Genomic DNA, 26,524 nt, shown 5'->3' on the forward strand with positions numbered 1-26,524 from the left:
AATCTCAGCCGAGAAAGTCTCTTAACCACCTATGCTAGCGATTGGGTTAGGCAACTGGACTGGATGCGTAACACACTCGAATAAAGGATAAAGTACAGATGAGTAAATTTCTAGATACCGCCATTGAGGCGATCGCAGCCCGTGAAATTCTTGATTCACGCGGTAGACCAACAATTGAAGCCGAAGTGCATTTAGCAAACGGTGTTGTCGGACTGGCGCAGGTTCCCAGCGGTGCCTCTACTGGCACTTTTGAAGCCCACGAACTGCGTGATGGCGATAAAAGCCGTTACGGGGGCAAAGGCGTACTCAAGGCAGTACAAAACGTCAAGGAAGCACTTGCGCCAAAATTGTTAGGCTTGGATGTCCTCAATCAAGAACTGCTAGACCGCACAATGATTGCGATAGATGGTTCTGCTAACAAATCTAATTTGGGGGCTAATGCAATTTTGGGGGTTTCCTTAGCAGCTGCTAAAGCTGGTGCTGAGTCTCTAGAAATTCCTCTATATCGCTATTTGGGTGGCCCTTTAGCGAATTTGCTCCCAGTGCCGTTGATGAACGTGATTAACGGTGGCGCACACGCCTCAAATAACGTGGATTTTCAAGAGTTTATGATTGTCCCAATTGGCGCAACTTCCTTCCGGGAAGCATTGCGCTGGGGTGCAGAGGTGTTTGCTACCCTCAGTCAAGTATTAGATGAGAAGGGTTTGCTTACTGGTGTCGGCGATGAAGGCGGCTTTGCCCCTAACCTAGAATCTAATCAGGTGGCTTTGGAATTACTGGTTGCTGCCATTCAGAAAGCTGGTTACAAACCAGGGGAACAAGTCGCTTTGGCGTTGGATGTGGCGGCTAGCGAATTTTACAAGAATGGTCAGTATGTTTACGATGGTAAACCTCACGCCCCGGCTGAATTTATTGATTATTTAGGACAACTAGTTGACCAATACCCAATTGTGTCAATTGAGGATGGTTTACACGAAGAAGATTGGCAAAGTTGGCAATTGCTAACCCAGAAGTTAGGTTCGCGGGTGCAGTTGGTAGGGGATGATTTATTTGTAACTAACGTTACTCGCTTGCAAAGAGGCATCCAGGAAAAAGCCGCTAATGCCATTTTGATTAAACTCAATCAAATTGGTTCTCTCACCGAAACCTTGGAAACGATTGATTTGGCAACTCGCAACAGTATCCGTTCAGTAATTAGCCATCGTTCTGGTGAAACAGAAGACACAACGATCGCTGATTTAGCTGTAGCAATCCGTGCCGGTCAAATCAAAACAGGTTCTTTGTGTCGCAGCGAACGCGTAGCAAAATATAATCGCTTGCTGCGAATTGAAGATGAACTAGGCGATCGCGCCGTTTATGCTGGTGCTGTGGGGTTAGGGCCGAAGTAGGGACTAGGGACTGGGGACTGGGGACTAGGGACTGGGGCAAGAATTCTTCCCAATACCCAATCCCCAGTACCCAATCCCCAATCAAGGATAAAACCCCAACTTGGGCAACCCCAAGGTTTCATCCCAACCCATCATCAGGTTTAGACACTGAATAGCTTGGCCCGCCTGTCCTTTAATTAGATTGTCAATTGCTGACATGACAATTACGCGACCCGTGCGTGGGTCAACTTCTACACCGATGTAACAAAGATTGCTGCCGTTAGCCCACTTGGTTTGGGGGTAAACGCCGCTACCGCAGACTCTTACCCAAGGAGAGTTGCGGTAGAAGGCTGAGAAAATTGTGATTAAGTCATCTCGCACTAGACCTGGATCGCTCATTGTGGCATATACCGTTGCCAAAATACCGCGTACCATTGGGATCAGGTGCGGTGTAAATTGAATCATGAGTTCGTGACCAGCTAAGTCACTGCAAATTTGCTCAATTTCTGGGGTATGACGGTGACGACCAACATTAAAAGCTGTTATGGAGTTGTCGGCTTCAGCTAGTAATAAGTTGGTTTGAGCCTGCCGTCCGCTGCTAGATGTGCCAGACTTGGCATCGATAATAGCTGTTTCCGGTCTGATTAAGCCTTGCTTTAAAAGTGGCGAAAGTGCAAGAAGACTAGCAGTGGCATAGGAACCGGGACAGCCAATAAGTTGAGCTTCGGCAATGCGATCGCGATAAAGTTCTGGTAATCCATAAACTGCTGTCGCTGCAATTGTGCGATCGCTTCTCTCCGTACCATACCAATTGGTATAAGTTGTCAAATTACTAAACCGATAGTCTGCACTCAAATCTAGTACTTTACATCCTTTTTCCAAAAGTTTGGGTGCGATTTGGCAAGCCAGACCATTTGGTAAAGACAGGAAAACTACTTCACAGCGGTGAGCAATTATTTCTGGTTCTACCGCCTCTATTAGCAGGTTAGTTGCATGAGCCAGATGCGGGTAAAGATCCCCAAAGGATTTCCCGATACTAGTCTCACCTCCTAAATAAACCATTTCAACTTCTGGGTGATCCATCAGTAGTCGTACTAACTGCACTCCACCATAGCCCGACGCGCCAACAATCCCAACGGGTACGCGTCTAAATTTGCCCATGATCTGAAATCCTTATCCCATGAATGGTTAATTCGTTCTCAGCTATCAACAATATCAGCGACCAGAGGCGCAGCGCACAAAAGGTCTTAAACCCCTCTACTTTGTTCTGAGAAGATGGGGGAGCAAACAAATGATTATTATGCTTCCTCATCCCCTTCATCCTTTGCGATCGCTGCACTTTATCCCCATATTTAATGGCAAAAATTTTTGCCCCGTTATCAAATCATTGCTAGTCTACTTCTCTGCCTTATAAAGGAGCTACAATCTAAAAGAAGAAATTGTTAAAAAAATTTACGTTTATAGCTGGAAATCTTCTGTGTCACAGCCTAATCCTACCCAAGCTTTTAAATTTGATTCGATTGATGCCGCTTTAGCAGACCTAAAAGCTGGTCGCGTCATTGTAGTGGTAGATGATGAAAATAGAGAAAATGAAGGCGACTTAATTTGTGCTGCCCAATTTGCCACACCCGACATGATTAATTTTATGGCGGTGGAAGCAAGAGGACTAATTTGTTTGGCAATGACAGGCGATCGCCTAGACGAGCTAGACTTACCCTTGATGGTAAGCAACATTACAGATACTAACCAAACTGCTTTCACTGTCAGTATTGATGCCGGGCCAGAATTAGGTGTCACTACAGGCATTTCAGCAGAAGACCGCGCCCGAACTATCCAGGTTACTCTCAACCCAGCCACAAAACCTACCGATTTGCGTCGTCCTGGTCATATTTTTCCGATTCGAGCTAAGGTTGGAGGCGTACTCAAACGCGCAGGACATACGGAAGCGGCTGTGGACTTAGCGAGATTAGCAGGGCTATACCCGGCGGGGGTAATTTGTGAAATTCAAAACTCCGATGGTTCAATGGCGCGGTTGCAGCAGTTAGTTGAATACGCTAAACGTCACAATTTAAAAATTATTAGCATTGCGGATTTAATCAGTTATCGCCTACAGCACGATCGCTTAGTGTATCGTGAGGTTATTACCAAGCTGCCTAGTCAATTCGGTCAGTTTGAAATTTACGCCTATCGCCATACTCTGGATAATACAGAACACGTTGCAATTGTCAAGGGCGATCCAGCTAATTTCAAAGATGAGCCAGTGATGGTACGGATGCACTCAGAATGCTTAACTGGTGACGCTTTGGGTTCTTTACGCTGCGACTGTCGGATGCAGCTTGTAGCTGCACTGAAAATGATTGAGTCTGCTGGTCAAGGTGTAGTTGTATACCTGCGTCAAGAAGGGCGGGGAATTGGCTTGATTAACAAACTCAAAGCCTACTCGTTGCAGGATATGGGACTAGATACAGTAGAAGCAAATGAGCGTTTGGGATTTCCTGCTGACTTGCGAGACTACGGTATGGGGGCACAAATGCTCATGGATTTGGGCATCAAAAAGATTCGTCTGATCACCAATAATCCCCGCAAAATTGCAGGTGTCAAGGGTTATGGGCTGGAAGTAGTCGATCGCGTGCCATTGTTAATTGAGGCAAACGACTACAATTCCTATTATCTGGCGACAAAGGCGAAAAAGCTGGGTCACATGCTGTTACAAACTTATCTAGTAACAGTAGCAATCCATTGGCAAGATGACCCGGAAGCTGTAACCGAACGTTATGAACGCTTAGAGAAACTGCGACACTTAGCCAGAAGTAACGATCTATTGTTGCAGGAAGAAGCGCGCCCCTTAGCGATCGCTTTATTTGACGAGCCATCTTTAACTGTACACTTGGGTTTCGATCAGGCAAAAGTTGCTAGCTGTGATTGGTATCAGCAGAGTGGTCATCCTTACATACAGGCAATCTTCCAAATTCTGGATAACCTAGCAACAGTGCCTTACATCCAGAAACTAGAATTTCTGATTTCTTCTGGTTGCGATCCTTTGAGTAATTTACAAGTCCAACTAGATCGGCAGACATTCGCGGATGGTACACTGCCTTCATCGATTAGCGATCGCTTGGAGACGCAACAAATTTACAGCTTTAGCAAATAGCCACAACCCTAAAAGCCAACTTTTTAAGGAGTTAGAGGATTTATATGTGTGTAAGTCCTACATTGCCCCCAAACTTTTCAGCCGTTCTTTTATATAGACAATGAGAGCAATCAAAATTATTGTTGAAAAACATAATGACGGTTACGTAGCATATCCTTTGGGTATCAAGGGGGTTGTAGTTAGTGAAGGTGACAGCTATGAAGAAGCACTAGCTGATGTTAAATCTGCTATCCACTGCCATATAGAGATATTTGGTCAAGAGGTTTTAGAAGAGGAATCACCAGTCCTAGAAGCTTTTGTGGCGGAAGCTGAGGTTCCTATTTAATGGTTAAATTCCCAGTAGACGTACTTCAAGCTAAAGTTATTAAGACATTGGAATTTCTGGGATTCACTGTTATTAGGAGCGAGAGCATATTGTTATGGAGCGAGAAAACTAAGATGAAACAAAAACTCCACTAACTATGCCTAACCACTCTCAAATTAAAGGTTCAACGTTGAGATCCATTTGTACTCAAGCGGGTATTTCAAGAGAGGATTTTTTATCTGCTTATGAGCAAATCTGAAAGCAATACTGCTCGGTTAAAACTAAAAAATAGAAATGTGTAGCGAATTAGGCGAAGCTTTGGAACTGAAGTTCAATTATAAAACTCGCATTACAGGCATTACAGATACTTTTGCACCAACTACTCATCTAGCATGGCTTTTACTTCTTCATCTGTAGGTGGTAGGGTGTCAGTCTTCGCAATACCGATTAAACTTGCAGCTAAACCCTTTGGCTTTGACGTTGGCTGAAGTTTTGGTTGGAGCGATCGCTCTCCAAACTTCTACTGTTTACCTCAGAACACGAAACACCGAGTTCGGAACTCGACACTTGAGCCTCAGAACACGAAACACCGAGTTCGGAACTCGAAGTGTCGAGATAAAAACGCCAGAGTTGAGTTCTTTAAAGAAGAGTGGGGATTAGAGAGTGAGGAAGTGAAAGAGTGGGGAGTGAGGGAGAAGAATTAATAACCAATGCCCCATGCCCCATGCCCCATGCCCCATGCCCAATTAATAATGAGTTGCCGACTTGCGATGATGCACAGCAGTAACGCCATCAGTATCTAACAATTTGCCACTCTCGACAGTCGCATAAACCAGCCAGTGGTCGCCAGATTCCATCCGGTTTTGTACGGAACATTCGAGATATGCTAGAGCATCCGTAAGTATAGGAGAACCGCTTTCAGCTTCTTCGGCGGCGACATCAGCAAATCGGTCTTGTCCTGGCCCAAAAGGTTTGAGGAAGTGCTTCATCAATCCCAGGTGATTCCCTTCCTTGAGGATATTGAGGACAAATTTGTTTCCTGTATGCGTCAGTGTTTCTACTGCCCGATCTTTGGCAACGGCGATGGTTAAACCAGGTGGACTAAAACTGGCTTGAGATACCCAAGAAGCTAACATGGCACTGGAGCGATCGCCTTCTTTGGCTGTGAGAACGCAAAGAGAACCGACAATCCGACCAACTGCTTGTTCTACATTTGTTGCAGGTTGACTTGGCGATCGCACTTTTCTCGCTTTCTTCAGTGCTTGGGCAAAGTCGGTTCCAGCTTCTTCGCATAATTGTAAGGTGGCATCGTCGGGTTTGAATTTGACGCGGATGGTATCAAAACCAAACCGATAGCCAGCATCTTTTAATTTACTCTCGATTAAATCAATCGCTTCCCCACTCCAGCCAAAGGAACCAAAAGCACCAGCGAGTTTATTGTTAGTAGCGGTAGATAGCACAATCCCTAATGCGGTCTGCACGGGTGTCGGTGCATGACCGCCGAGAGTGGGAGAACCGATGATGAAACCACCCGCTTTTTCGACAGCCGCTCGGATTTCTTCTGGTTCGGTAAATTCGCAGTTAATCGATTCTACGGCAACACCAGCTTTTGTGATCCCACGAGCGATCGCTTGGGCTAATGTGGCTGTATTTCCATAAGCTGATGCATAAATTAACGCTACTGTCAAGTCAGCAGATGTTTGCTGTTGACTCCATTCCCGATAAGCTTTGGTTAGGTCGATTAAGCCATAGCGCACCAAAGGCCCGTGTCCAGTGGCATACATTCTCACAGGAAAATCGACCAGTTTATCCAGCGCGGTTTCAACTTGACGAGCGTGGGGAGCCATCAGGCAATCAAAATAATAGCGCCGATCCTCGTTATATACTTCCCAGCCTTCATCAAATACCTGATCTCCACAAACGTGCGCCCCAAATAACTTATCTGTGTAGAGAATTTCTGTTTGTGGATCGTAGGTGCAAAGTTGATCGGCATAGCGGGGATTGGGAGTGGGAATAAATTCTAAATTATGCCCATTACCCAAATCTAGAGTTTCCTCGCCCCGCATCACAAGAATTTGCAAATCTTGATTTTCCAACGCCGCACGTAAATTTCTCGCCCCTGGATTAGAACACACAAAGGTGATTTGCGGGGCAATTTTTAATAAAGCTTTTAAAGTTGCAGCACGGTTAGGATTTACGTGTCCCAAAATTACATAATCTAAATCTTCAAGATGGAAACGTTGTTGCAAAGCTTCTAAATAAATTTGCGTAAAGGTTTCCCCTGGAGGATCGATAATGGCGGTTTTATCACTTTCAATTAAATAAGAATTAGCAGTTGTACCCTTAGCAAGAGCATATTCAATTTCAAATCTCAGCCTTGACCAACTGCGCGATCGCAGTATTCTCGTATCTGTCGCAATCGGGAAAACTTGAACGTCACGGGGTTTGTTTTTTGACATAGCTTTATTGGGGAATGGGGCATGGGGCATGGGGCATGGGGCATTGGGCATTGCTTATTAATTATTCTCCCTGCCCCTCTGCTCCCCTGCTCCCCTTGTTAATAATGGTTGCCGACTTTACGGTGATGCACAGCAGTCAAACTTTCTGGTTTAGAAACTGCTCCGGCGTAGACTGTGCTGTATACTCCCCAATGGTCGCCGCAATCCATTCTGCTGATGACTTCACACTCCATGTAGGCGAGGGCATCGTTGAGGATGGGCGCACCATTTTCGGCTGGCTGAGTTCTCACACCTTGAAAACGATCTGCGCCAGGGGCGAACCGTTTCAAAAAGTGTTTCATTAATGGTTGGAAATTGCCTTCTTCTAAAACGTTGAGAACAAAGCGATCGCCTACTTGCATGAGTGATTCAATTGCCCGATCTTTGGCGACTGCAATCGAGAATCCCAACGGTTTGAAGCTAGCTTGAGCAACCCAGGAGGCTAGCATCGCACTGGATACATCGCCTTTTTTAGCAGTAATAATATATAACCCACCGCTGATTCTACCTAGTGCTTTATCTAAGTCAGCACCAAGGGATTTCATCGCTTTGATGTTGCGATCGCGTGTTACCCATTGAGCTAAGTCTGTACCCGCTTCTTCACACAACTTGTAGGTATTTTCCGTAGGCGTTTGTTTAATCCGAATTGGTGGAAAAACTGTTGTCAAACCTAAATTGCGGAATTTACTCACCAAAGGATCTATTGGCTCATCATCGCCACCACCGGTTTCAAATACGCCGATAGCTTGCTTTTCTTTGGTCGATCCTAAAACTGTGCTGAGTGCAGCTTGGATATTCGCAGCGCCAGAAGCCGGAGGTAATCCAACAACTAGTCCAGCACAACGGCTAACTACTTCCCGCAGTTCTTGTAAATCGACTTCAGATCCCAAATCGACAATTTCCACTGCGACACCGGTTTTACCGATACCGTTGGCAATTGCTTGCGCTAGGCGATCGCTATATCCGTATTCAGAAACGTAAAATATCCCAATTATTGTTTCTGCCTTGGTTTGGCTTTGGCTCCAAGTGCGGTAACGTCCAACTAGTTCTTCTACATTGTGAGATAATAATGGGCCGTGCCCTGTGGCAATCATGTCGATCGTTTTCAGTTCCGCCATCCGCTTCAGCGCAGATAGAACCGATCGGGCATTGGGCCCCATCAAGCAATCGTAGTAGTAATGAAAGTCTTCTTCGATCGCTGCCAGGTTTTCATCAAAGGTGCTATCTGAGCAATAGTGCAACCCAAAAGCGTCGCAGGTGTAGAGAATTTTGGTTTTGTGGTCAAAGCTGAAAATGGTATCCGGCCAATGTAAATTTGGAGCAATCACGAATTCAAATTCATGCCCATTGCCCAAATCTAAGCGATCGCCATTTTTCACAATCCGCCGTTTAAATGGCTGATGTACCAAATTCTCCAGAAACTGAATCGCCACTTTAGAACCGACAACGGTTATTTCTGGAGCCATAAGCAGCAAATCTTTAACTAAACCGCTATGGTCTGGCTCCGTGTGGCTGATAATTAAATAATCAATTTCTGTTGGGTTGATTAATCCGGTGAGCGTATCAAAGTATAGTTGGCGAAATTTTTCGTGGGAGGTGTCAACTAAGGCAGTCTGCTCCCCGCGAATGAGAAACGAGTTATAAGTGGTGCCGTTTTGCAGACCAAACTCAATATCGAAGCGATCGCGATCCCAATCCAAAGAGCGAATAGCCGTTGTCTCTTGAGCAATCTCTACAGTCTGTATGGTGAGCCGTTTTTCAGTTTTTTCTGTGAGTGCTACCATAACTCCCTCCTTGACACAATGAGTATTTCTTCCTCTTCTTTTATTGTTACACGGCTTTAATGTTAATTTTTATTAAAAAACCTATAGTTGACTTAAAAAAGTTAAAAGTGTGAAACCACAGAGCCACAGAGAGGAAATTTGGCTAGCCTTGGAAATTGGTAATTCGCGGCTGCATTGGGCATTGTTTATTGGCGAGACACTTTACTCAGCTTGGGATACCAACTATCTTGCTGAGTCTGTCATACAACATCTAACTGAATTTCAAACCCTAGATGATTTATTGCTGGCAATTTCTCCAAGCCATCAACAAAGTAATTTTCTCACAAATACTCCACCCCTTTGCGCTTTTGTCTCTCTGCCCCCGTGCCCTCTTGTCCTTGCCTCAGTAGTTCCCAGTCAAACTGCTATTTGGCAAACTTACCCAAATGTTCGCGTTATTACCTTAGACCAAATACCACTAAAAGGCGTGTATACCACACTAGGAATTGACCGCGCTTTAGCTTTGTGGGGTGCAGCGAAAACTTGGGGTTTTCCGATGTTGGTAATTGATGCTGGAACAGCGCTAACTTTCACGGCTGCGGATGCTAATGAGTGTCTAGTTGGAGGTGCAATTTTGCCGGGATTAGGCTTGCAATTTGCAACTCTCGGTCAAAAAACAGGACAATTACCATTAGTAGAAATGCAAAATTTTCCGTCTCTACCAGCACGTTTTGCTCTCAATACTAAAGAAGCAATTCAAAGCGGGATAATTTACACAGTATTAGCTGGAATCAAAGATTTTATTGAAGCCTGGTTGCAATTATTTCCTAATGGTAAGATTGCAATTAAAGGGGGCGATCGCACTTTATTGATTAACTACTTGCAAGCTTTATATCCTGAAATTGCAGATACTTTAATTGTGGAAACAAATTTGATTTTTTGGGGAATGCGCGAAATAGTAATGGGTGATAGAACAGATGGAATAAAATGAAGAGAGAAGTTTATCCATAGTGAAGTTATGCCCAAAGCATCATCGCTTTATGTAATTATGCAACAACTTGCTGCCCTTTCTTTAGTGGATCTTTTCAAACTTAGGGCAATAATCGATGCGTTGATTGAGGAAAAATCTTCTCCACCGTCCAATATTTTGAGTGTTGGAAGCTATCAAAGAGCAATGTCTGTTTCTAGTGAAACGAGAGACATTGATATCGCAGCTGTATTCCCCCCTATGATTCCGGGGTCGAGTATAAGAGGTCAGATCAGATCCGCTATTATCTCAGGAAACTTAGAACACATTAATTTAGATGAATATCAAGTTGTCCAATTTTCTAAATCGGAAGCAAAAGGGGATGATTCCTTAGAAAAGGTAATAAAACTGGTTGACGAATGGATGGCTGATGAATCTGGATACGATGAGCAAACATACCCACAGATTGAGACAGCTTTGAACCAAAATCAGTTATCACTATAAAAACTTAGATGGGTAGAGCCATATTGCTAGACACTCATCCTTTGAGTCAAGTAACACATCCAAAAGTAAACCAAAAAGTCCAACAGTGGTTGAAATCTTTACAGAAAACCGAAACTGTTATACGTGTGCCAGAAATAGCTGATTATGAACTTCGGCGTGAACTATTGAGACAAGGAAAACAAAAGAGTATAGATCGCCTCAACAAACTTAGCCAAGATTGTCTCATCCCACTGACTCCCGAAACGATGCGAAAAGCAGCCGAATTATGGGCATGGGTACGAAACCAGGGGAAGCCTACAGCAAGCAATGAAAGTTTGGATGGTGATGTAATTCTTGCTACTCAAGCAATTCTTCAATTAAGGAGTTTTAATCAGGTCATAGTTGTGACAACAAACTTGAAACACATATCACGGTTTGAGAGCGAAGGAATATGTGTAGTGGATTGGCAACAAACCTTGAATGAGCTAGTTTAATTCGTTGAAATTATGACTTTTTAAAATACCTTGAATAAACTCCCGAATTTCGCTCGCCACAACCTCAGCACAAGATTCTGGCAAGTCATTTCCGGCATGGGCAATCATTTTCAACTCGACTTTCGGTATCAGTTGAGCATAAACACGGCTTCTGGCTAAAGCATCTGGAGTATCTTGGCCACCTTGTAAAATAAAAACTGGGACATCTATCATGTAAAGCTGCTTTTGCAGTAATTCCGCCTCAATTTCTACTTGTCGCCGTTTGAAAAGTAACTGGCAACCTATGGGATACGGCAATAGCGATTGACGCAACTGCAAGTCTTGGGCAATTTTTTCATGCCAACCCAGGATTTTAGTCAAAGGACTGAGCGATCGCAACAATTTAACTACTAGTGGTGGATAATTCAATAATCGCCGCATTTTCTGACAATACTCTTCTTGTCCTGCTATCTCTACGCCCTCTGGTGCTAGCAGTACCACACCATCAACTTTCTCTGGATACTTTAAAGCATAGCTAGCAGCAATCCAACCCCCAAGAGAATGCCCCACTAAATATACTTTTTCTAGCTTCACAGCTTGCAAAAATTCAGCTAAACACTCAACTTGTAAATCTATCGAATGATAGATATTAGGATTTTCTGATTCACCAAACCCTAACAAATCAGGTGCAAAACAATGAAAATCTTGTGCAAGGGATTCCATCACAGATAACCATTGACTGCTCTCATTCCAAGCACCATGTAAAAAAATTATAGGAGTTTTTTCACCGACTTCACGCCAGAATAATAGCCCTTGAGAGAGCTTTCTCCGGGAGTTACGCAATAGTGTATCCATTTTATTTAGTAGTTAACTTTTAGCATCATAATAAATAGTCATTAGTCATTAGTCATTAGTCATTAGTCAAATTACAAACACAAAGGTGTGGTGCAATTCGTTTAGCGTCTCCTTGGGGAAGCCTATCGTAGAGGAGAGAGGATTCCTTAAATCATAACCTTGGTGGAAATAACCAATGACAAATGACAAATGACAAATGACAAAATATTATTATGCCAATGTTGTCAAACCATTCAAGTAGTCTTGCAACTGCCGAGTATGGTCGTGAGACATCTTTCCTGAAGGTAGTAAACTGGGAGAGAAAGCTTGGATTTCCATGACTTCTAAGGTGTCTTGAATCTCCATTGTCCCATGCACCTCGGCTTCAACCACAATACAAATTGAATGGATTCTGGGATCGCGGTCTGGTGCAGAGTAAACTCCTACTAAACGGTTAATTTTCACCAATTCTAACCCGGTTTCCTCCATCAATTCCCGGCGAACTGTATTGGGAATATCTTCTCCCCAATCTACAATCCCTCCAGGCAATGACCAAAGACCATTGTCGCGCCGTCGGATCAGTACAATCCGACCATCGGGTAAAATTGGGATGATACTAGTGCCAGTAATGGGATGACGAAATATTATACCCAATACTGTTTGTCCAATACGCCATAAGCTACGTGTGGACTCGACAGCTGCCGGAAAAAAAGCAATAACGTTCAATCTTCAAAATTTATGTGTTGTATTCTATATTTCCCTACCACTTACATAAGCTCAACTAATAAAATTTTGGTTGAGTTTTATTTTATACAAAAATGTTTGTGGGTTGAGATTTTATTCTTACGATTTACGTAGAATACTATCGATTCTAACATCAAGTTTCAATAGAAGCACTGTATTTATATATACATACTATTTATTGAATCAGGTATATTTTTAGTTTATGGCAAGCATTAGTGGTATTGAAACTAGCTATCACTTATAGTTTTTCAGTAAATATAAAAAAATATGAATAATAAGTCAAAATCCAAAATTCTGAATATCTGAATTTATAAGAGGCAATTAACTAGAGTTTAAGACCTCCTCTTAATTTAAATATCGCTCAATCAAATATTAGACTTCATGCTTAAATTCACCTATGCCTGCTAAGTTTTGATGACTAATTACTGAATTATTCATTAATAAAATTGGTTTGTTTCTATAACAACAACTAGTGAGCTATTTTACAATTTATTTTACAATTTATTTGACACATTGGAATCTAATAAAAGATATTTTTCGTCTTGCTAGTGGAGATAATTCAGAATTTTTATTGACAAAGTTAGGTATAATGCGATAGACTAGTACACTGTTTAAAGCGTATTTATTGCTGCACTAGGTTAAAAGTATATCAATAACATTGGTAACTAATATTGCCTACGTGATGCCTAGTTGCTACTTTTTTGTTGTTTATTAATAGAGGTGAACATGGCCAAGCGCCGTAACCCGAAAAAAGAAAAGGCGCTACGTAACCAGGCGTATGCCAGAAAGTTTCGTAAACGGACTACGACAGGAAGAATGCAGAGAAGGTTCCAACAAAGACCACCAAAGAGTGAGGAAGAAGAAGGCGCAGCAGCAGCTGACACTGAATAAGTTGTCTGCCTAAATCCTTATTGTTTGGGTTATTTACCTTTTAGGGCGCACATTTATTTGTACGCCCTTATTTATTTTTGGGGATTGGGGCATTGGGCATTAGTTATTCCCCTTGTCTCCCTTATCTTTTTTGTCCCCCTTGTCCCTACTCCCCAGTTTCCCAATCCCTCTATTGAGCAATTTGAGCACGGGCGGCTATGAGTGCTTTGTTTACCTGAACAAAGCCAGTACCTCCGTAACTGTTGCGGGCAGCAACAACTTGACGGGGGGATATCGCCTCATAAATATCTGCTGCAAATGCCGGATGTATTTGTTGCCACTCTTCCAATTTTAAATCTTTTAGGAGTTTACCTGCGGCAATACTAGTTTTTACTACCTTACCCACAAGGTTGTAAGCTTCCCGAAAAGGAACGCCCCGTGCTGCCAAATAATCTGCTACATCGGTAGCATTAGAAAAATCCTCCGCTACAGCTGATGCTAACCGCTGAGTACGAAATTCTAACCCTTCCCTGAGCAAAATCGTCATCGCTTCTAGAGAAGCTTTGACTGTGTTAACGCTATCAAATAGACCTTCTTTATCTTCTTGTAAATCTTTGTTATATGCCAGGGGTAGCCCTTTCATGATGACTAACATCGCCTGGAGATGACCGAATACACGTCCTGTTTTTCCCCGCACCAATTCTGGAACATCAGGGTTTTTCTTTTGAGGCATGATACTGGAACCTGTAGCACAGCTATCTTTGAGGGTGACGAAGCGAAATTCTTCAGATGACCAAAGAATGACTTCTTCTGCAAGGCGGCTGAGGTGAACCATAATCAAGCTAGCAGCACACAAAAATTCGATCGCAAAATCGCGATCGCTCACTCCATCGAGGCTATTAGCATAAATATCGTCAAAATTCAATAGTTTGGCTGTGTAGTGGCGATCAATGGGGAAAGTAGTTCCCGCTAAAGCACCGCATCCTAAAGGTGAAATATTTACGCGGCGAGAAACGTCTCCTAAGCGTTCCCAGTCGCGTTGCGCCATTTGAAAGTATGCCAAGAGGTGGTGAGCTAAACTCAGGGGTTGGGCGCGTTGGAGGTGGGTATAGCCAGGAATCAAAGTTTCAACGTGCTTTTCGGCTATATCCAGCAAAACAACTTGAAATTCTCGCAATTTGCTTTTGATTTGTTGGATTTGGTCGCGGAGATAGAGTCTGGTATCGGTTCCAACTTGGTCATTACGCGATCGCGCTGTATGCACCTTTTTACCTACATCACCAACAATTTCTGTCAGTCGGCGTTCAACTGCAAAATGTACATCTTCAGCATCGACACCAGGCTGAAATTTCCCCTGGCGGTACTCTTGGCGAATTTGTTCTAAACCGGCAACCAGTTGCTCTCCTTCTTCTGGGGAGATAATGCCCGTGTGAGCAAGCATTTTGGCATGAGCTTGAGAACCAGTGAGGTCATATTCAATTAATTCAATATCAAAACTTATACTGGCATTAAAACGAGCGATCGCTGGATGCAACGCTGATTCAAACCGCTGGCTCCAAGTTTCTTTTTTGGTCATAAATTATCAAAAGGTGGGCGATAGTTAAGAGTTAAGAGTGAGGAGTTATGAGTTTTTGACTCCTAACTTCTCACTCCTCACTTTCAACTCCTAACTTTTAAATTTAACCGTAGCTAGTTAGATTCCGAATCATATAGCCAATGACTAAACCAATCAACAATGCCCACACTTGACCTGTTTGTATAAAGTGGCTCCAAGCTTTTTGCATCTGACCCATAACGTTTGGATCGGTGATTGTTTGTGCTAGTGCCGTCAAATTTACAGGCAAATGCCAAAGTAACTGAGATGTCAAATCGCTGTAATTGCTCATATTTGGTAATTAAGAAGTTAGGACTGAAAAATTCCAGTATCAGTTCATTTTTTACATTAAGTACTGATATTTACTGAAATATTAGATATAACTTCAATGTCTTAACTCAAGATGCAGCCGATGCCAACCGCAATTTCTCGGCAGTCCGCAAAATTTGCCCCGCCAAAACTGCTGCACCAAAACCATTATCGATATTGACTACGCCTACTCCCGCAGCACAAGAGTTAAGCATTGTCAATAAAGGTGCTAAACCACCAAAACTTGCGCCATAACCGATGCTGGTGGGTACGGCAATCACAGGACAACTCGCTAAACCAGCGACAACGCTGGGTAAAGCGCCTTCCATCCCCGCCACGACAATCAACACCGATGCTGATTCAATCAGGTGGCGGTTACTCAGCAAACGGTGAATTCCAGCAACACCAACATCCCAGAGACGCTGTACCCGAAAACCAGAAAGTTCAGCAGTGACAGCCGCTTCTTCAGCAACGGCTAAATCGGCAGTACCAGCAGAAAGAATGCCAATTTCACCCGCAAATTGTGGTTCGATGGTAGGGGGAGCGATCGCACAAATTCGTGCCGATTCGTAATATCGCAAACCGCTAACTTTTGATTGCAGTACGGTATAAACTGCTGGTTCGATACGAGTTGCCATCACGACCGGATTGCGGAGGCGCATCACCTCGATAATTTGAGCAATTTGGTCGGGAGTCTTACCAGGGCCCCAAATCACCTCTGGAAAACCAGTTCTTAGCTGGCGATGATGGTCAATTTTGGCAAATTCACCTACAGATTCATAAGTTAAATCTTTGAGTGAGTCTAATGCCGTATCTGGCGTAACTTTACCATTAGCAACCGCTTCTAAGAGCGATCGCAAAGTTTTTTCATTAGTCATGGGTCATTTTTCCTTTGTCATTTGTCATTTGTCATTTATTTTTTGTGAATAAACAATGCCCCATGCCTAATCTTCTGTTACTTTAATTTGTTCAATATTCCAGAATGCGCCGCCAAGAGCAGAGAATTTAATGCCTTCAAAACGATTACGCACCGCTGATAATGAATAAGGATTAACCAAGTAAATAAAAGGTAAATTTTCCTGAGTAATCCGCTGTGTTTCGGCATAAATCGCTTTAACTTTAGTTTCGTCTAATTCCTGTGCAGCTTGAATGTAAAGATTCCCTATTTCCGCTTCCCAAGGAGCAACCTCCCAACCCTGAATCGGCTTTTGTCCTGCTTGGGGTTTCTGATTAAACATGTGCAATCCGCCTTCAGGTGCCCAGACATTAGCTCCGTCATTCGGTTCTAATCCGCCAGTCAAACCCATCAAAGAAGCTTCCCAATCCAAGGAGTTAGAAGTTTTATCAGTAAAAGTATTCCATGCCAACGGCGTGAAATCAACTTGAATGCCGATTTTGCTCAAGTCTTGTTTAATCTGCGATCCCATTGCCTCACGGATTTTATTTCCAGCATTAGTAAGCAAAGAGAAACGAACGCGATTTCCCTGAGAATCTACTAACTGATTGTTGTTGTACTTAAATCCTGCTTTTAGCAGTAATTCCTTCGCTTTTTGCTGATTGTAATCGTAAACTTTTAACCCCTCTTTAGGGGAAAGGTAATAGGGGCTTTGCACAGAAATCGGTGAATTTTGTGCTACACCCAAGCCGCGAAAAGTATTATTAATCATCGTTTGGCGGTCAATTGCATAAGCTATAGCTTGCCGAAATTGCACATTATTGAACCACCGAGATTTAACTGGATCTACCAGTGGTTTTCCGTCCCTTTTACCTTTGTTGAGATTGAACCAAACAAACGATGTAGCGGATGTTGGCCCCCCATTATAAATTGTGAAATTACTCTGTTTTTCTTGCACCTTTAGCAAAGAAAAGTAATCTGGTGACACTCCTACAGTATCTAACCCGCCAGAACGAAATTGCAGCAAGGAGGTATCTGTTGATTCCACAATTTGCCAAATTACCCGTTCAATATAAGGTTGGGAATTACCTTGAGCGTCCTTGCGCCAGTAGTAGGGATTGCGCCGGAAGACCACACGCTGACTTGTGTCGTAGCGCTCTATTTTGTAAGGGCCGTTGACAATAATTTGGTCGGGAGGAGTATCAACACCCCATTTTGTCAGAAAAATCGGACTCCCATTTTGGTCTTTGGTTTTTACTGATTGTTGCAATATGTGGGCAGGCAAAATTGGCGAACCTGTATTTAGTAAGAACGGTCTAAAGGGTTCTGGTACGATAAACTCAACCCGGCGCTCATCCACTTTTTGCACAGTGGGTAGCTTCCGACTCTCACCAATTCTCAAACCGTCTCTCACATCTGTAGGAATTGCTTCGTTAAGGTAAATATCGTTGTAGGTAAACACCACATCATCTACTGTTAGTGGCTGACCATCAGACCATTTCAACCCTTCGCGTAGGGTAAAAACAATCTTTAATTTATCATCAGAAATTTGCCAGGATTCAGCTAATGCTGGCTCAATTTTTGCAGTGATTGGATTTTGGGTAATTAACCCCTCGTAAATTAAAGGAAAAACATTAGGAAACTCTTGACTCAGAGGGTAGTTAAAAGTTTTAGGATCGCTGAGAATGCTACTTACTAATTGCGGTACTTGAGCCGCGGGACTTTTAAAGTTAGCTGGGTTGCAGGCGGTAACTGTAAATGCTATTGCTGAAGTAAAAATTATTGGCAGCCAAAAGCGTTTAATTGCCAAAAATATTTGTCTAAAAAAGTTCATAATTACTAATCTATTTACATTCTAATCAGTATTGAATATCTTTATTAGAGACTAAAAGAAAGTTATTCTGAAGCACCTAGCAAGACGACAGCATAAGCACATATACCTTCTTCACGGCCAACAGGGCCTAATTTTTCGTTAGTAGTAGCTTTAATGCCAATTTGATTTGGTTGTAATTCTAAAACTGTCGCTAGTTTGTCGCGCATGTTGTGAATATGCGGTTTTAATTTTGGACGTTCTGCTACTACTACCGAGTCAATATTTTCGATCTGCCAGCCTTGAGCGCGAATCAATTGATGTACTTGAGTTAATAGTACTAAACTATCTGCTCCCGCCCATTGGGGATCGCTAGGTGGAAAATAATGACCAATATCGCCCAAGGATAATGCCCCAAGCATGGCATCCATAATTGCGTGTGTTAACACATCAGCGTCACTGTGCCCTAATAAACCCAGTTCATGGGGAATTTGAATTCCACCTAAAATCAAAGCGCGATCGCTCACTAGTTGGTGAATATCGTAGCCATTACCAATACGAATTTTAGTCATTTGTCGTTTGTCATTTGTCGTTTGTCATTTGTCAGGAGTTAGAAATTATTCTTCTCTCCATACTCCCCTGCTTTCCTGCTTCCCTGCTCCCCCTGCTCCCCCTGCATCAATTTCTCCAGGAGATCGGGGCGGCGATCGCGGGTTCTTTGAATTTGTTGTTCGTAACGCCATCGAGCGATCGCGGCGTGATTTCCACTGAGCAAGACATCAGGCACTTTCAAACCGCGAAAATTCGCCGGACGAGTATATTGGGGATAATCCAATAACCCCTCCTCAAAACTTTCTGCTGTCAGGGACTCCGTTTTAGCCACAGTCCCTGGTATTAGCCGCACTACACCATTAATTAAGGCCATTGCTGGAATTTCTCCACCGGTCAGAATAAAATCGCCTAAAGATACTTCACGAGTTACCAAATGCAGCACTCTCTCATCCACTCCTTCGTAATGCCCGCAAATAACTACTAACTGGTCATAATTTGTCGCCAATTCTTTCAAAAGAGCTTGATTAATTGTTTGACCCTGTGGACTCATCAAAATTACTTCTCTTCGGGGTAGAATCGGCAGCGACTCTACAGCGGTAAAAATAGGTTCTGGCTTCATTAGCATCCCAACGCCGCCGCCGTAGGGTTCATCGTCTACCTTTCGGTGTTTATCAGTGGTAAAGTCCCGTGGATTAATCAGATGCACTTCGGCAATCTGTTTGGCTAAGGCTTTACCTAGCAGCCCAGAATTGAGAACAGAGTTAAAACAGTCAGGAAAAAGCGTAACTATATCAAAGCGCACAGTTATTCGTATTCGAGGACACTAATCTTAAATTTGAATGTCTAGCAAACACCAGCAAGCCAAGGTCGGGTTAAACTCCAGTTAAACTTTATCAATAGTATCTAAAACTACCAGACCTCCTGGATTTTAGATGGGATCAAAAGTTTTTCTAATTACTTAATTTATGTTTAAATGTTGTCACAAGTACATTTAAATTAATAATCATATCAAGTTAACAACTTCCAGGATGCATCGAGCCAGCCTCAGAAAAAAGCGTAGTCTTAACTGCTTTTCCCCAACTCTAAAGGGGGAATCTAGCTACTCAAAGACTATTTTGCCCTGCTGCAAGTGGACAGATGAAAAACAAGGCGCTGGCCAGAGAGGAATGGGAACAAACACGTTTAGACTGAGGCAATGCGAGCGTGAAGCGAGAATTTGGAGAGTGGCTTTCCCCAGTTCCAAACTTCCAAAAAGTGTCCTCTCAAAAGTTGCAAAGCGCAAAAATTATCAGCAACTGAACCTTGTTGAATTCACACGCCATTCGCCACAAGCCGGGGAACCATGCACGGCAGTCGCTCATGGGGGAAACCCTCAAGACCGTGCTGCCTCACCAAGGCGATGGCTCCTGAAGTTGTTGACAGGAGAACCAAAATGCCGCAATTACAAGCTAAATCGCTAGAAATGAGGACACCCCAAGCAACTAAAACCGCCGTTCTGGTTATCGGAGGTGCAGAAGATAAAGTTCATGGGCGCGAAATCCTACGAACTTTTTTTGGACGCGCCGGTGCTAGTAAGGCTTATATTACAATTATTCCATCTGCCTCTCGCGAACCTGCCATTATCGGTGGTCGGTATATTCGCATTTTTGAAGAAATGGGTGCCCAGAAGGTAGAAATTTTAGACATCCGCGAACGAGAACAGTGTGAAGCCTCTCAGATCAAAGCATCCTTAGAAGCCTGTAGTGGAGTATTTTTGACAGGAGGAGACCAGCTGCGTCTTTGTGGCGTCTTGGCAGATACGCCAGCAATGGAAATTATTCGTCAGCGGGTGAGGGCGGGGCAACTTACGTTAGCAGGCACCAGTGCAGGAGCGGCGGTGATGGGGCATCACATGATTGCTGGCGGCGGGAGTGGAGAGACGCCCAATCGTTCCCTAGTGGATATGGCAACGGGTTTGGGATTTATTCCTGAAGTAATCGTTGACCAACACTTTCACAACCGTAATCGGATGGGGCGACTGATTAGTGCGATCGCAGCTCATCCTGATCGCTTAGGTATTGGCATTGACGAAGATACTTGTGCTGTGTTTGAACGTGATGGTTGGCTACAAGTTATGGGTAAAGGCAGTGTCACCATTGTCGATCCCACCGAACTGACCCATACTAACGAACCCCATGTCGGTGCTAATGAACCTTTAACCGTACATAATTTACGTCTCCATATCCTCAGCTTAGGCGATCGCTTCCACTTGTACCAGCGGACTGTATTGCCTGCTGTACACCGAATCTCCAGCTGACGGGATAGAGTATCTGAGGTTACACTGAGTTGACCGCACATTTATTATTTCTTACCGTAGAAAGAAAAATGATAAGAATACCATGTAAAAAGAAAAAACTGTTTTTAACGAACAGTTTAGCGGTCAATTCCAGTAAGAAACTAGAATTTTGGTTCCGAATCTCCATCTACCTATTCCCATGAGAATTCTCAAGATCCAGACATTACGCGGCCCAAACTATTGGAGCATTCGACGCCACAAACTGATCGTCATGCGCCTCGATTTAGAAAACCTTGGCGAGACGCCCTCGAATGAAATCCCTGGCTTTTATGAAGGATTAGTTGAGGCGCTGCCAAGTCTGGAGGGTCACTATTGTTCGCCTGGCTGTCGCGGTGGTTTTCTGATGCGAGTCAAAGAAGGCACTATGATCGGCCACATAGTAGAACACGTAGCCTTAGAACTCCAAGAATTAGCTGGGATGCATGTCGGCTTTGGTCGCACCCGCGAAACTGCCACACCCGGAATTTACCAAGTAGTAATCGAGTACCTGAATGAGGAAGCGGGACGCTACGCTGGACGAGCCGCAGTACGGCTATGCCAGAGTATTGTCGATCGAGGCCGTTATCCCAAGGCAGAACTAGAGCAAGATATCCAAGACCTGAAAGACTTTTCTCGTGATGCTTCCTTAGGCCCTTCTACGGAAGCGATCGTCAAAGAAGCAGAAAAAAGAGGTATTCCCTGGATGGCGCTGGAAGCCCGCTTTTTGATTCAGCTAGGCTATGGCGTGAACCAGAAGCGGATGCAGGCAACAATGACGGACAACACCAGCATTCTGGGCGTAGAACTAGCTTGCGATAAAGAAGCCACTAAACGTATCCTTGCTGCTGCTGGTGCGCCAGTACCCAGAGGTACAGTAATCAACTTCTTAGACGATTTGGAACAAGCCATTGAATTCGTTGGCGGCTATCCCATCGTCATCAAGCCCTTAGATGGCAATCACGGGCGTGGGATCACCATTGATATCAGAAGTTGGGAAGAGGCTGAGGCTGCTTATGAAGCTGCTAGACAGGTTTCTCGGTCAATTATTGTCGAAAGATATTACGTTGGGCGCGACCACAGGGTACTGGTGGTAAATGGCAAAGTAGTAGCAGTAGCCGAACGTGTCCCAGCTCATGTCATTGGCAACGGCAGATCCACCATTGCCGAACTGATTGAAGAAACAAACCTCGATCCAAATCGCGGTGAAGGACATGATAACGTCCTGACCAAGATTGAACTAGACCGCACCAGCTACCAGCTGCTAGAAAGGCAAGGTTACACCCTAAATAGCGTGCCACCCAAGGGCACTATTTGTTATCTCAGGGCAACAGCCAACTTGAGTACAGGTGGTAGTGCCGTCGATCGCACCGATGAAATTCACCCAGAAAATCTGTGGTTAGCACAACGAGTAGTCAAGATTATCGGTTTGGATATCGCCGGACTCGATATCGTCACCACAGATATTAGCCGTCCTCTGCGGGAAGTGGATGGCGTGATTGTCGAAGTTAACGCTGCTCCCGGTTTTCGGATGCACGTTGCCCCAAGCGTAGGTATTCCCCGCAATGTCGCTGGTGCAGTGATGGATATGCTGTTTCCTAACGAGCAATCTAGCCAAATTCCCATTCTCAGCATCACGGGTACTAATGGCAAAACCACCACGACTCGACTACTAGCACATATTTATAAACAAACGGGAAAAGTAGTAGGTTATACTACTACCGATGGAACATACATCGGTGATTACTTAGTAGAAGCTGGCGATAATACAGGCCCTCAAAGTGCCTATCTCATCCTCCAAGATCCTACGGTAGAAGTAGCAGTACTAGAAACGGCTCGCGGTGGCATTCTCCGCTCTGGATTGGGCTTTGAAGCCGCAAATGTAGGAGTAGTATTGAATGTAGCCGCCGACCACTTAGGAATAGGCGATATAGATACCATTGAGCAGTTAGCTAACCTCAAAAGTGTAGTGGCAGAAGCTGTATTCCCTGATGGCTATGCGGTACTCAATGCCGACGATCGCCGCGTCGCTGCGATGTCAGAAAAAACTAAAGCTAATATTGCTTACTTCACTATGAACCCCGATTCGGAATTAGTGCGGAAGCACATCCAAAAGGGTGGAGTTGCGGCAGTATATGAGAATGGCTATTTGTCAATTGTTAAAGGTGACTGGACACATCGCATAGAAAGAGCAGAAAATATACCTTTAACAATGGGCGGACGTGCGCCGTTTATGATTGCCAACGCTTTAGCAGCAAGTTTGGCAGCGTTTGTGCAAAACGTCACAATTGAGCAGATTCGTGCTGGTTTGAAAACCTTCCGAGCTTCAGTTAGTCAAACACCGGGACGAATGAATCTATTTAATTTGGGCAACTACCACGCTTTAGTGGATTATGCTCACAATGCAGCCAGTTACGAAGCTGTAGGTTCCTTTGTGCGGAACTGGACTACAGGACAACGGATTGGCGTAATTGGGGGCCCTGGCGATCGCCGCGACGAAGATTTTGTTACTTTGGGTAAATTAGCAGCGCAAATTTTTGATTACATCATCATCAAAGAAGACGATGATACACGCGGACGCTTACGGGGTTCAGCCGCCCAGTTGATTATTCAAGGCATTACAGAAGTTAAGCCTGATAGCCGCTATGAATCAATTCTGGATGAAACCCAAGCAATCAATAAAGGCTTAGATATGGCTCCTGATAACAGCCTGGTGGTGATTTTGCCAGAAAGCGTTACTCGCGCCATTAAGTTAATTAAGCTGCGTGGTTTAGCCAAGGAAGAGATACACCAACCAAATTCCGGCACAACTATAATCGATTCCCAAAATGGGATCGCGCCTTCTTCTGTGGTGAATACCTTACTGTAGCCAGGAATCAGGAGAAAGCAGTATACTGGCTCCTCCTGACTCTTTTAATTACTGTTTTTCTTCTCCCTGATTGGTTTCCTCGCTGGGAGTTTTCATCTCCTCCTTAAAACCTCTTAGGGTTTTACCCAGTGCAGTTCCCAGTTCAGGAATTTTTTTTGGGCCGAAAATTAGAATAGCGACTATGCTAATTACAGCTATTTCTGGCCATCCCAGTCCAAACATATAAATTTCCTCTAAGGCATCTGTAATTAAATATAGACATTGATGGCTCACATCCCATAAGTTTGCCACCGATCAACGCAACTAACTTCTAATTGGATTGGTAATTGGCAAACCTAACCAATCGCTTAATTCCTGAGCTAGCCATTCCAGTTCCGCTTCCGATTTAATTGCACCATCACTACCACCAAGTTGATATTTTTTTACTCCTACCCAAATATCCAATTGTGCGGGAACGGCAATTCTCGTACCTTCAGAATCTTTCGTAAAATGTTTGGGAATGTAAACTAATTTATTAATACTTTGTCTTGGCGATGCACGGGGACGATAAAATTTCCAAGCAAACAATTCCCAAGTTAGGGAAATTTGTTCTGGATTCAGGCGTAAGCAAATGCGTCCAAAAAAATGAAAGAAAAATTTATACACCATCATCAAGCCAGCACCCCAAAATGGAAGTGAAAACAACGCAAAGGGGATGTTGACAGGAAAAGGTGCTGAAAGTGCACCAATTGTCCAAAAGAGAATAAATGAATTCCAGACGATCGCAAATAAACCTGTAAATATTATTGATGGATCAAAACCAGATGGTGGAACGATAATTTCTAGAAAATCCCAATTTTTGGTTAGTTGAATCTTACTGCCATCTGGTTTGCCAACAACTAAAGTAGGCAAGTTTGTTGGTAGTGGTTTCTCTAAAGCTGCGAGTGCTTGGTTAGCTGAACTCAAACGCCGTTCTAAATTAGGTTCAATCATCCACTTTAACCAATTGCTAAAGCTGGGACTGAGATTAGCCAGTTGTTTAAACTGAATGCGAAAATCTTTTTGGGGTAAATCGGCTGGGTGAGTACCTGTCACCAAGTAAATTAAAGTTGCGCCTAAACTATAAAGGTCTGATGCTGCAACAGTGCGTCCGCCAAATTGCTCTGGTGGCATATAGCCATAAGTTCCCACCACAGTTCTTGTCCCGGTTTCGCTAGCCAAGACTGTTTGCACTGAGCCAAAATCTACCAAATAAACTTGACCGACACTATTTCCAGAACGCTCCCCCAATAAAATATTGCTAGGCTTAATATCACGATGAATTACAGGCGGATGTAGTTCATGTAGGTAAACAAGAATCTCTAAAAGTGCTTTGGCTATCTGTTTGACTTCAGCTTCGGTAAAAGTCCGCCCAGTTTGTAAGCATTGCTCTAAAGTTTGTGCAGGGATATAAGTTTGTACTAGAGCAAATCCTTTGATGGTTGGTAAATTTACCTCAAAATAGTTTAAATAGCCAGGAATTGAGGGATGTGCTAGGTTTTTTAAAGTTTCAGCTTCTCGTTCAAACAACTTGAGTGAATCCCACTCAAAGTCACTGCTAAAAGAGAGTAATTTAATGACAACTAATTTCTGAGTTTGCAAATCACGAGCTAATAGCGTCCGTCGCCCTGCTTTTTTTCCTAATAGCTGCTGAATTTCGTAGCGATCGCCTAATATTTCACCAATCATTATGTTTTCTTATAATGCTACCGTTGAAAAGTTTTATAGCTGATAGCTTTTCAATTTGGCAAATCGATATCTTTAGTATAATTGCGTAATTCTATGCCCTCCCAACTTTGGCCTTATATTACCCCTGGTATTCCCGATGAATTATTTGAGCATTTGCCAGGAATTCCCCTGAGCCAGCGAGAAGTCCGACTGCTATTGATTGCCCAACTGCGGCTGAAATCAGATTCCGTGTTGTGGGATATTGGTGCAGGGACGGGTACAATTCCGGTAGAGGTGGGGCTATTGTGTCCAGGCGGACAGATTATCGCTATCGAAAGAGATGAAGAAGTAGCTAGTCTGATCAAGCGTAACTGCGATCGCTTTGATGTGAAAAATGTCGAAGTTGTTGAAGGCAGCGCCCCAGAATGTTTACATGACCTCAAAATTACCCCTCATCGCGTTTGTATCGAGGGAGGTCGCCCCATTCAGGAAATACTGCAAACAGCTTGGCATTATTTGCCGCCATCCGGTCGGGTTGTAGCCACAGCTGCTAATCTAGAAAGTCTGTATGCTATTTCCCAAAGCTTTTCCCTATTAAGGGCTAGAAATATCGAAGTCGTCCAATCTGCGGTTAACCGCCTAGAGACACGCGGCTTTTCTCAAACCTTTACCGCCGTCGATCCCATTTTTATCCTCAGTGGTGAGAAACTGGATTAGGGAATGGGGCATAGGGCATGGGGCATTGGAAGAGGCGGCAAGGGAAGAAAGAAAACAAAGATGAGGAAGTACGGAAAGCAGGGAAAGCAGGGGAGCAGAGGGGCAGGGGAGCAGGGGAGCAGAGGGGCAGGGGAGCGGGGAGATGAGGGGACAAGGAGATAAACAAAACTCCTAACTCTTAACTTTTAACTCCTAACTCAGCACGGGCTAAATCTTAGCTTTCCGCTAACAGCACTCAGCACTCCTAACGCTCAATGCCCAATGTCCAATGTCCAATGCCCAATGCCCAATGCCCAATGCCCAATGCCCAATGCCCAATGCCCAATG

At 43.8% G+C, this 26,524-nt stretch carries 24 protein-coding genes; 11 read left to right on the forward strand and 13 right to left on the reverse strand.

Annotated features, from left to right (window positions below; all coding sequences use genetic code 11):
- Positions 1 to 98: 98 nt before the first annotated feature.
- Positions 99 to 1,388 (forward strand): phosphopyruvate hydratase, encoded by a 1,290-nt coding sequence (gene eno, locus RM049_RS17250; RefSeq protein WP_322705045.1) that lies wholly within the window; start codon positions 99 to 101, stop codon positions 1,386 to 1,388.
- An 81-nt stretch (positions 1,389 to 1,469) separates the two neighbouring features.
- Here eno and argC read toward each other — a convergent pair whose 3' ends face one another.
- Positions 1,470 to 2,528 carry an N-acetyl-gamma-glutamyl-phosphate reductase gene (gene argC / locus RM049_RS17255; RefSeq protein ID WP_322700899.1) on the reverse strand — a complete coding sequence of 353 codons (1,059 nt, stop codon included), beginning with the start codon at positions 2,526 to 2,528 and terminating at the stop codon, positions 1,470 to 1,472.
- Positions 2,529 to 2,844: 316 nt separating this feature from the next.
- On the opposite strand from argC, the gene ribBA reads away from it, so the two are divergent.
- The 3 genes from ribBA to RM049_RS17270 all read left to right on the forward strand — a co-directional run bounded on the left by ribBA (position 2,845) and on the right by RM049_RS17270 (position 5,239).
- On the forward strand, positions 2,845 to 4,518 hold the full coding sequence (gene ribBA, locus RM049_RS17260; RefSeq protein WP_322669815.1) for a bifunctional 3,4-dihydroxy-2-butanone-4-phosphate synthase/GTP cyclohydrolase II: 1,674 nt from the start codon (positions 2,845 to 2,847) through the stop codon (positions 4,516 to 4,518).
- A 100-nt stretch (positions 4,519 to 4,618) separates the two neighbouring features.
- Positions 4,619 to 4,843, forward strand: a complete 225-nt coding sequence (locus RM049_RS17265) for a hypothetical protein (protein ID WP_322705046.1) — start codon at positions 4,619 to 4,621, stop codon at positions 4,841 to 4,843.
- Positions 4,844 to 5,116: 273 nt separating this feature from the next.
- Positions 5,117 to 5,239, forward strand: a complete 123-nt coding sequence (locus RM049_RS17270) for a hypothetical protein (RefSeq protein WP_322682224.1) — start codon at positions 5,117 to 5,119, stop codon at positions 5,237 to 5,239.
- Positions 5,240 to 5,568: 329 nt separating this feature from the next.
- Here the strand turns inward: RM049_RS17270 and RM049_RS17275 are convergent, their stop codons facing one another.
- Together RM049_RS17275 and RM049_RS17280 are read right to left on the reverse strand one after the other, a co-directional pair.
- Positions 5,569 to 7,281: a diflavin flavoprotein gene (locus RM049_RS17275; protein WP_322705055.1), complete on the reverse strand. Its 1,713-nt coding sequence runs from the start codon at positions 7,279 to 7,281 to the stop codon at positions 5,569 to 5,571.
- A gap of 98 nt (positions 7,282 to 7,379) precedes the next feature.
- Positions 7,380 to 9,104 carry a diflavin flavoprotein gene (locus RM049_RS17280; protein WP_322705047.1) on the reverse strand — a complete coding sequence of 575 codons (1,725 nt, stop codon included), beginning with the start codon at positions 9,102 to 9,104 and terminating at the stop codon, positions 7,380 to 7,382.
- Between the two features lie 109 nt (positions 9,105 to 9,213).
- Here RM049_RS17280 and RM049_RS17285 point away from each other — a divergent pair, with 109 nt between their 5' ends.
- The 3 genes from RM049_RS17285 to RM049_RS17295 are packed head-to-tail and all read left to right on the forward strand — an operon-like array spanning position 9,214 to position 11,027.
- Complete coding sequence (locus RM049_RS17285; RefSeq protein ID WP_322705048.1) at positions 9,214 to 10,074, forward strand: pantothenate kinase; 861 nt, start codon at positions 9,214 to 9,216, stop codon at positions 10,072 to 10,074.
- Positions 10,075 to 10,101: 27 nt separating this feature from the next.
- Positions 10,102 to 10,554: a hypothetical protein gene (locus tag RM049_RS17290; protein ID WP_322700905.1), complete on the forward strand. Its 453-nt coding sequence runs from the start codon at positions 10,102 to 10,104 to the stop codon at positions 10,552 to 10,554.
- An 8-nt stretch (positions 10,555 to 10,562) separates the two neighbouring features.
- Positions 10,563 to 11,027, forward strand: coding sequence for a type II toxin-antitoxin system VapC family toxin (locus RM049_RS17295; protein ID WP_322705049.1), 465 nt, complete (start codon positions 10,563 to 10,565; stop codon positions 11,025 to 11,027).
- Here RM049_RS17295 and RM049_RS17300 read toward each other — a convergent pair.
- Complete coding sequence (locus RM049_RS17300) at positions 11,019 to 11,861, reverse strand: alpha/beta hydrolase (protein ID WP_322700907.1); 843 nt, start codon at positions 11,859 to 11,861, stop codon at positions 11,019 to 11,021. The genes RM049_RS17295 and RM049_RS17300 overlap by 9 nt on opposite strands.
- A gap of 210 nt (positions 11,862 to 12,071) precedes the next feature.
- The gene (locus tag RM049_RS17305; protein WP_322669806.1) at positions 12,072 to 12,566 is read right to left on the reverse strand and encodes an NUDIX hydrolase; all 495 of its coding nucleotides are present in this window, start codon (positions 12,564 to 12,566) and stop codon (positions 12,072 to 12,074) included.
- Positions 12,567 to 13,310: 744 nt separating this feature from the next.
- Between RM049_RS17305 and RM049_RS17310 the strand changes: the two genes are divergently transcribed.
- A complete protein-coding gene (locus RM049_RS17310) occupies positions 13,311 to 13,475 on the forward strand; it encodes a hypothetical protein (protein WP_167407613.1) in 165 nt (54 codons plus the stop codon).
- 169 nt (positions 13,476 to 13,644) lie between these two features.
- On the opposite strand, the gene argH is transcribed toward RM049_RS17310, so the two are convergent.
- The 6 genes from argH to trmD all read right to left on the reverse strand — a co-directional run bounded on the left by argH (position 13,645) and on the right by trmD (position 19,416).
- Positions 13,645 to 15,030: an argininosuccinate lyase gene (argH, locus tag RM049_RS17315; protein ID WP_322705050.1), complete on the reverse strand. Its 1,386-nt coding sequence runs from the start codon at positions 15,028 to 15,030 to the stop codon at positions 13,645 to 13,647.
- A gap of 103 nt (positions 15,031 to 15,133) precedes the next feature.
- Entirely contained in the window at positions 15,134 to 15,340 is a 207-nt protein-coding gene (locus RM049_RS17320) for a hypothetical protein (RefSeq protein ID WP_094348493.1), read from the reverse strand.
- Positions 15,341 to 15,446: 106 nt separating this feature from the next.
- On the reverse strand, positions 15,447 to 16,235 hold the full coding sequence (larB, locus tag RM049_RS17325; RefSeq protein ID WP_322686642.1) for a nickel pincer cofactor biosynthesis protein LarB: 789 nt from the start codon (positions 16,233 to 16,235) through the stop codon (positions 15,447 to 15,449).
- 66 nt (positions 16,236 to 16,301) lie between these two features.
- On the reverse strand, positions 16,302 to 18,086 hold the full coding sequence (locus RM049_RS17330) for an ABC transporter substrate-binding protein (protein WP_322705051.1): 1,785 nt from the start codon (positions 18,084 to 18,086) through the stop codon (positions 16,302 to 16,304).
- Between the two features lie 62 nt (positions 18,087 to 18,148).
- Positions 18,149 to 18,634, reverse strand: coding sequence for a 2-C-methyl-D-erythritol 2,4-cyclodiphosphate synthase (gene ispF / locus RM049_RS17335; protein WP_322705052.1), 486 nt, complete (start codon positions 18,632 to 18,634; stop codon positions 18,149 to 18,151).
- A 38-nt stretch (positions 18,635 to 18,672) separates the two neighbouring features.
- Positions 18,673 to 19,416: a tRNA (guanosine(37)-N1)-methyltransferase TrmD gene (gene trmD, locus RM049_RS17340; RefSeq protein ID WP_322705053.1), complete on the reverse strand. Its 744-nt coding sequence runs from the start codon at positions 19,414 to 19,416 to the stop codon at positions 18,673 to 18,675.
- A gap of 630 nt (positions 19,417 to 20,046) precedes the next feature.
- On the opposite strand from trmD, the gene RM049_RS17345 reads away from it, so the two are divergent.
- Entirely contained in the window at positions 20,047 to 20,910 is an 864-nt protein-coding gene (locus RM049_RS17345) for a cyanophycinase (protein WP_322669800.1), read from the forward strand.
- 178 nt (positions 20,911 to 21,088) lie between these two features.
- Complete coding sequence (gene cphA, locus RM049_RS17350) at positions 21,089 to 23,794, forward strand: cyanophycin synthetase (RefSeq protein WP_322669864.1); 2,706 nt, start codon at positions 21,089 to 21,091, stop codon at positions 23,792 to 23,794.
- A 48-nt stretch (positions 23,795 to 23,842) separates the two neighbouring features.
- Here the strand turns inward: cphA and tatA are convergent, their stop codons facing one another.
- Positions 23,843 to 24,016, reverse strand: a complete 174-nt coding sequence (gene tatA / locus RM049_RS17355) for a twin-arginine translocase TatA/TatE family subunit (RefSeq protein WP_322669863.1) — start codon at positions 24,014 to 24,016, stop codon at positions 23,843 to 23,845.
- Between the two features lie 81 nt (positions 24,017 to 24,097).
- Entirely contained in the window at positions 24,098 to 25,501 is a 1,404-nt protein-coding gene (locus tag RM049_RS17360; protein WP_322669799.1) for a serine/threonine-protein kinase, read from the reverse strand.
- Between the two features lie 93 nt (positions 25,502 to 25,594).
- Here RM049_RS17360 and cbiT point away from each other — a divergent pair, with 93 nt between their 5' ends.
- Positions 25,595 to 26,197, forward strand: coding sequence for a precorrin-6Y C5,15-methyltransferase subunit CbiT (cbiT, locus tag RM049_RS17365; RefSeq protein WP_322705054.1), 603 nt, complete (start codon positions 25,595 to 25,597; stop codon positions 26,195 to 26,197).
- The last annotated feature ends 327 nt before the right edge of the window (positions 26,198 to 26,524 follow it).

This window comes from Nostoc sp. DedQUE04, from assembly GCF_034530995.1.
GTDB lineage: Bacteria > Cyanobacteriota > Cyanobacteriia > Cyanobacteriales > Nostocaceae > Nostoc.

Coding starts and splice junctions, on each gene's coding strand:
- eno (WP_322705045.1), top strand. CDS start 99: ATGAGTAAATTTCTAGATACCGCCATTGAGGCGATCGCAGCCCGTGAA.
- argC (WP_322700899.1), bottom strand. CDS start 2,528: ATGGGCAAATTTAGACGCGTACCCGTTGGGATTGTTGGCGCGTCGGGC.
- RM049_RS17265 (WP_322705046.1), top strand. CDS start 4,619: ATGAGAGCAATCAAAATTATTGTTGAAAAACATAATGACGGTTACGTA.
- RM049_RS17270 (WP_322682224.1), top strand. CDS start 5,117: ATGTGTAGCGAATTAGGCGAAGCTTTGGAACTGAAGTTCAATTATAAA.
- RM049_RS17275 (WP_322705055.1), bottom strand. CDS start 7,281: ATGTCAAAAAACAAACCCCGTGACGTTCAAGTTTTCCCGATTGCGACA.
- RM049_RS17280 (WP_322705047.1), bottom strand. CDS start 9,104: ATGGTAGCACTCACAGAAAAAACTGAAAAACGGCTCACCATACAGACT.
- RM049_RS17290 (WP_322700905.1), top strand. CDS start 10,102: ATGCCCAAAGCATCATCGCTTTATGTAATTATGCAACAACTTGCTGCC.
- RM049_RS17295 (WP_322705049.1), top strand. CDS start 10,563: ATGGGTAGAGCCATATTGCTAGACACTCATCCTTTGAGTCAAGTAACA.
- RM049_RS17300 (WP_322700907.1), bottom strand. CDS start 11,861: ATGGATACACTATTGCGTAACTCCCGGAGAAAGCTCTCTCAAGGGCTA.
- RM049_RS17310 (WP_167407613.1), top strand. CDS start 13,311: ATGGCCAAGCGCCGTAACCCGAAAAAAGAAAAGGCGCTACGTAACCAG.
- argH (WP_322705050.1), bottom strand. CDS start 15,030: ATGACCAAAAAAGAAACTTGGAGCCAGCGGTTTGAATCAGCGTTGCAT.
- RM049_RS17320 (WP_094348493.1), bottom strand. CDS start 15,340: ATGAGCAATTACAGCGATTTGACATCTCAGTTACTTTGGCATTTGCCT.
- larB (WP_322686642.1), bottom strand. CDS start 16,235: ATGACTAATGAAAAAACTTTGCGATCGCTCTTAGAAGCGGTTGCTAAT.
- RM049_RS17330 (WP_322705051.1), bottom strand. CDS start 18,086: ATGAACTTTTTTAGACAAATATTTTTGGCAATTAAACGCTTTTGGCTG.
- ispF (WP_322705052.1), bottom strand. CDS start 18,634: ATGACTAAAATTCGTATTGGTAATGGCTACGATATTCACCAACTAGTG.
- RM049_RS17345 (WP_322669800.1), top strand. CDS start 20,047: ATGCCGCAATTACAAGCTAAATCGCTAGAAATGAGGACACCCCAAGCA.
- cphA (WP_322669864.1), top strand. CDS start 21,089: ATGAGAATTCTCAAGATCCAGACATTACGCGGCCCAAACTATTGGAGC.
- tatA (WP_322669863.1), bottom strand. CDS start 24,016: ATGTTTGGACTGGGATGGCCAGAAATAGCTGTAATTAGCATAGTCGCT.
- RM049_RS17360 (WP_322669799.1), bottom strand. CDS start 25,501: ATGATTGGTGAAATATTAGGCGATCGCTACGAAATTCAGCAGCTATTA.
- cbiT (WP_322705054.1), top strand. CDS start 25,595: ATGCCCTCCCAACTTTGGCCTTATATTACCCCTGGTATTCCCGATGAA.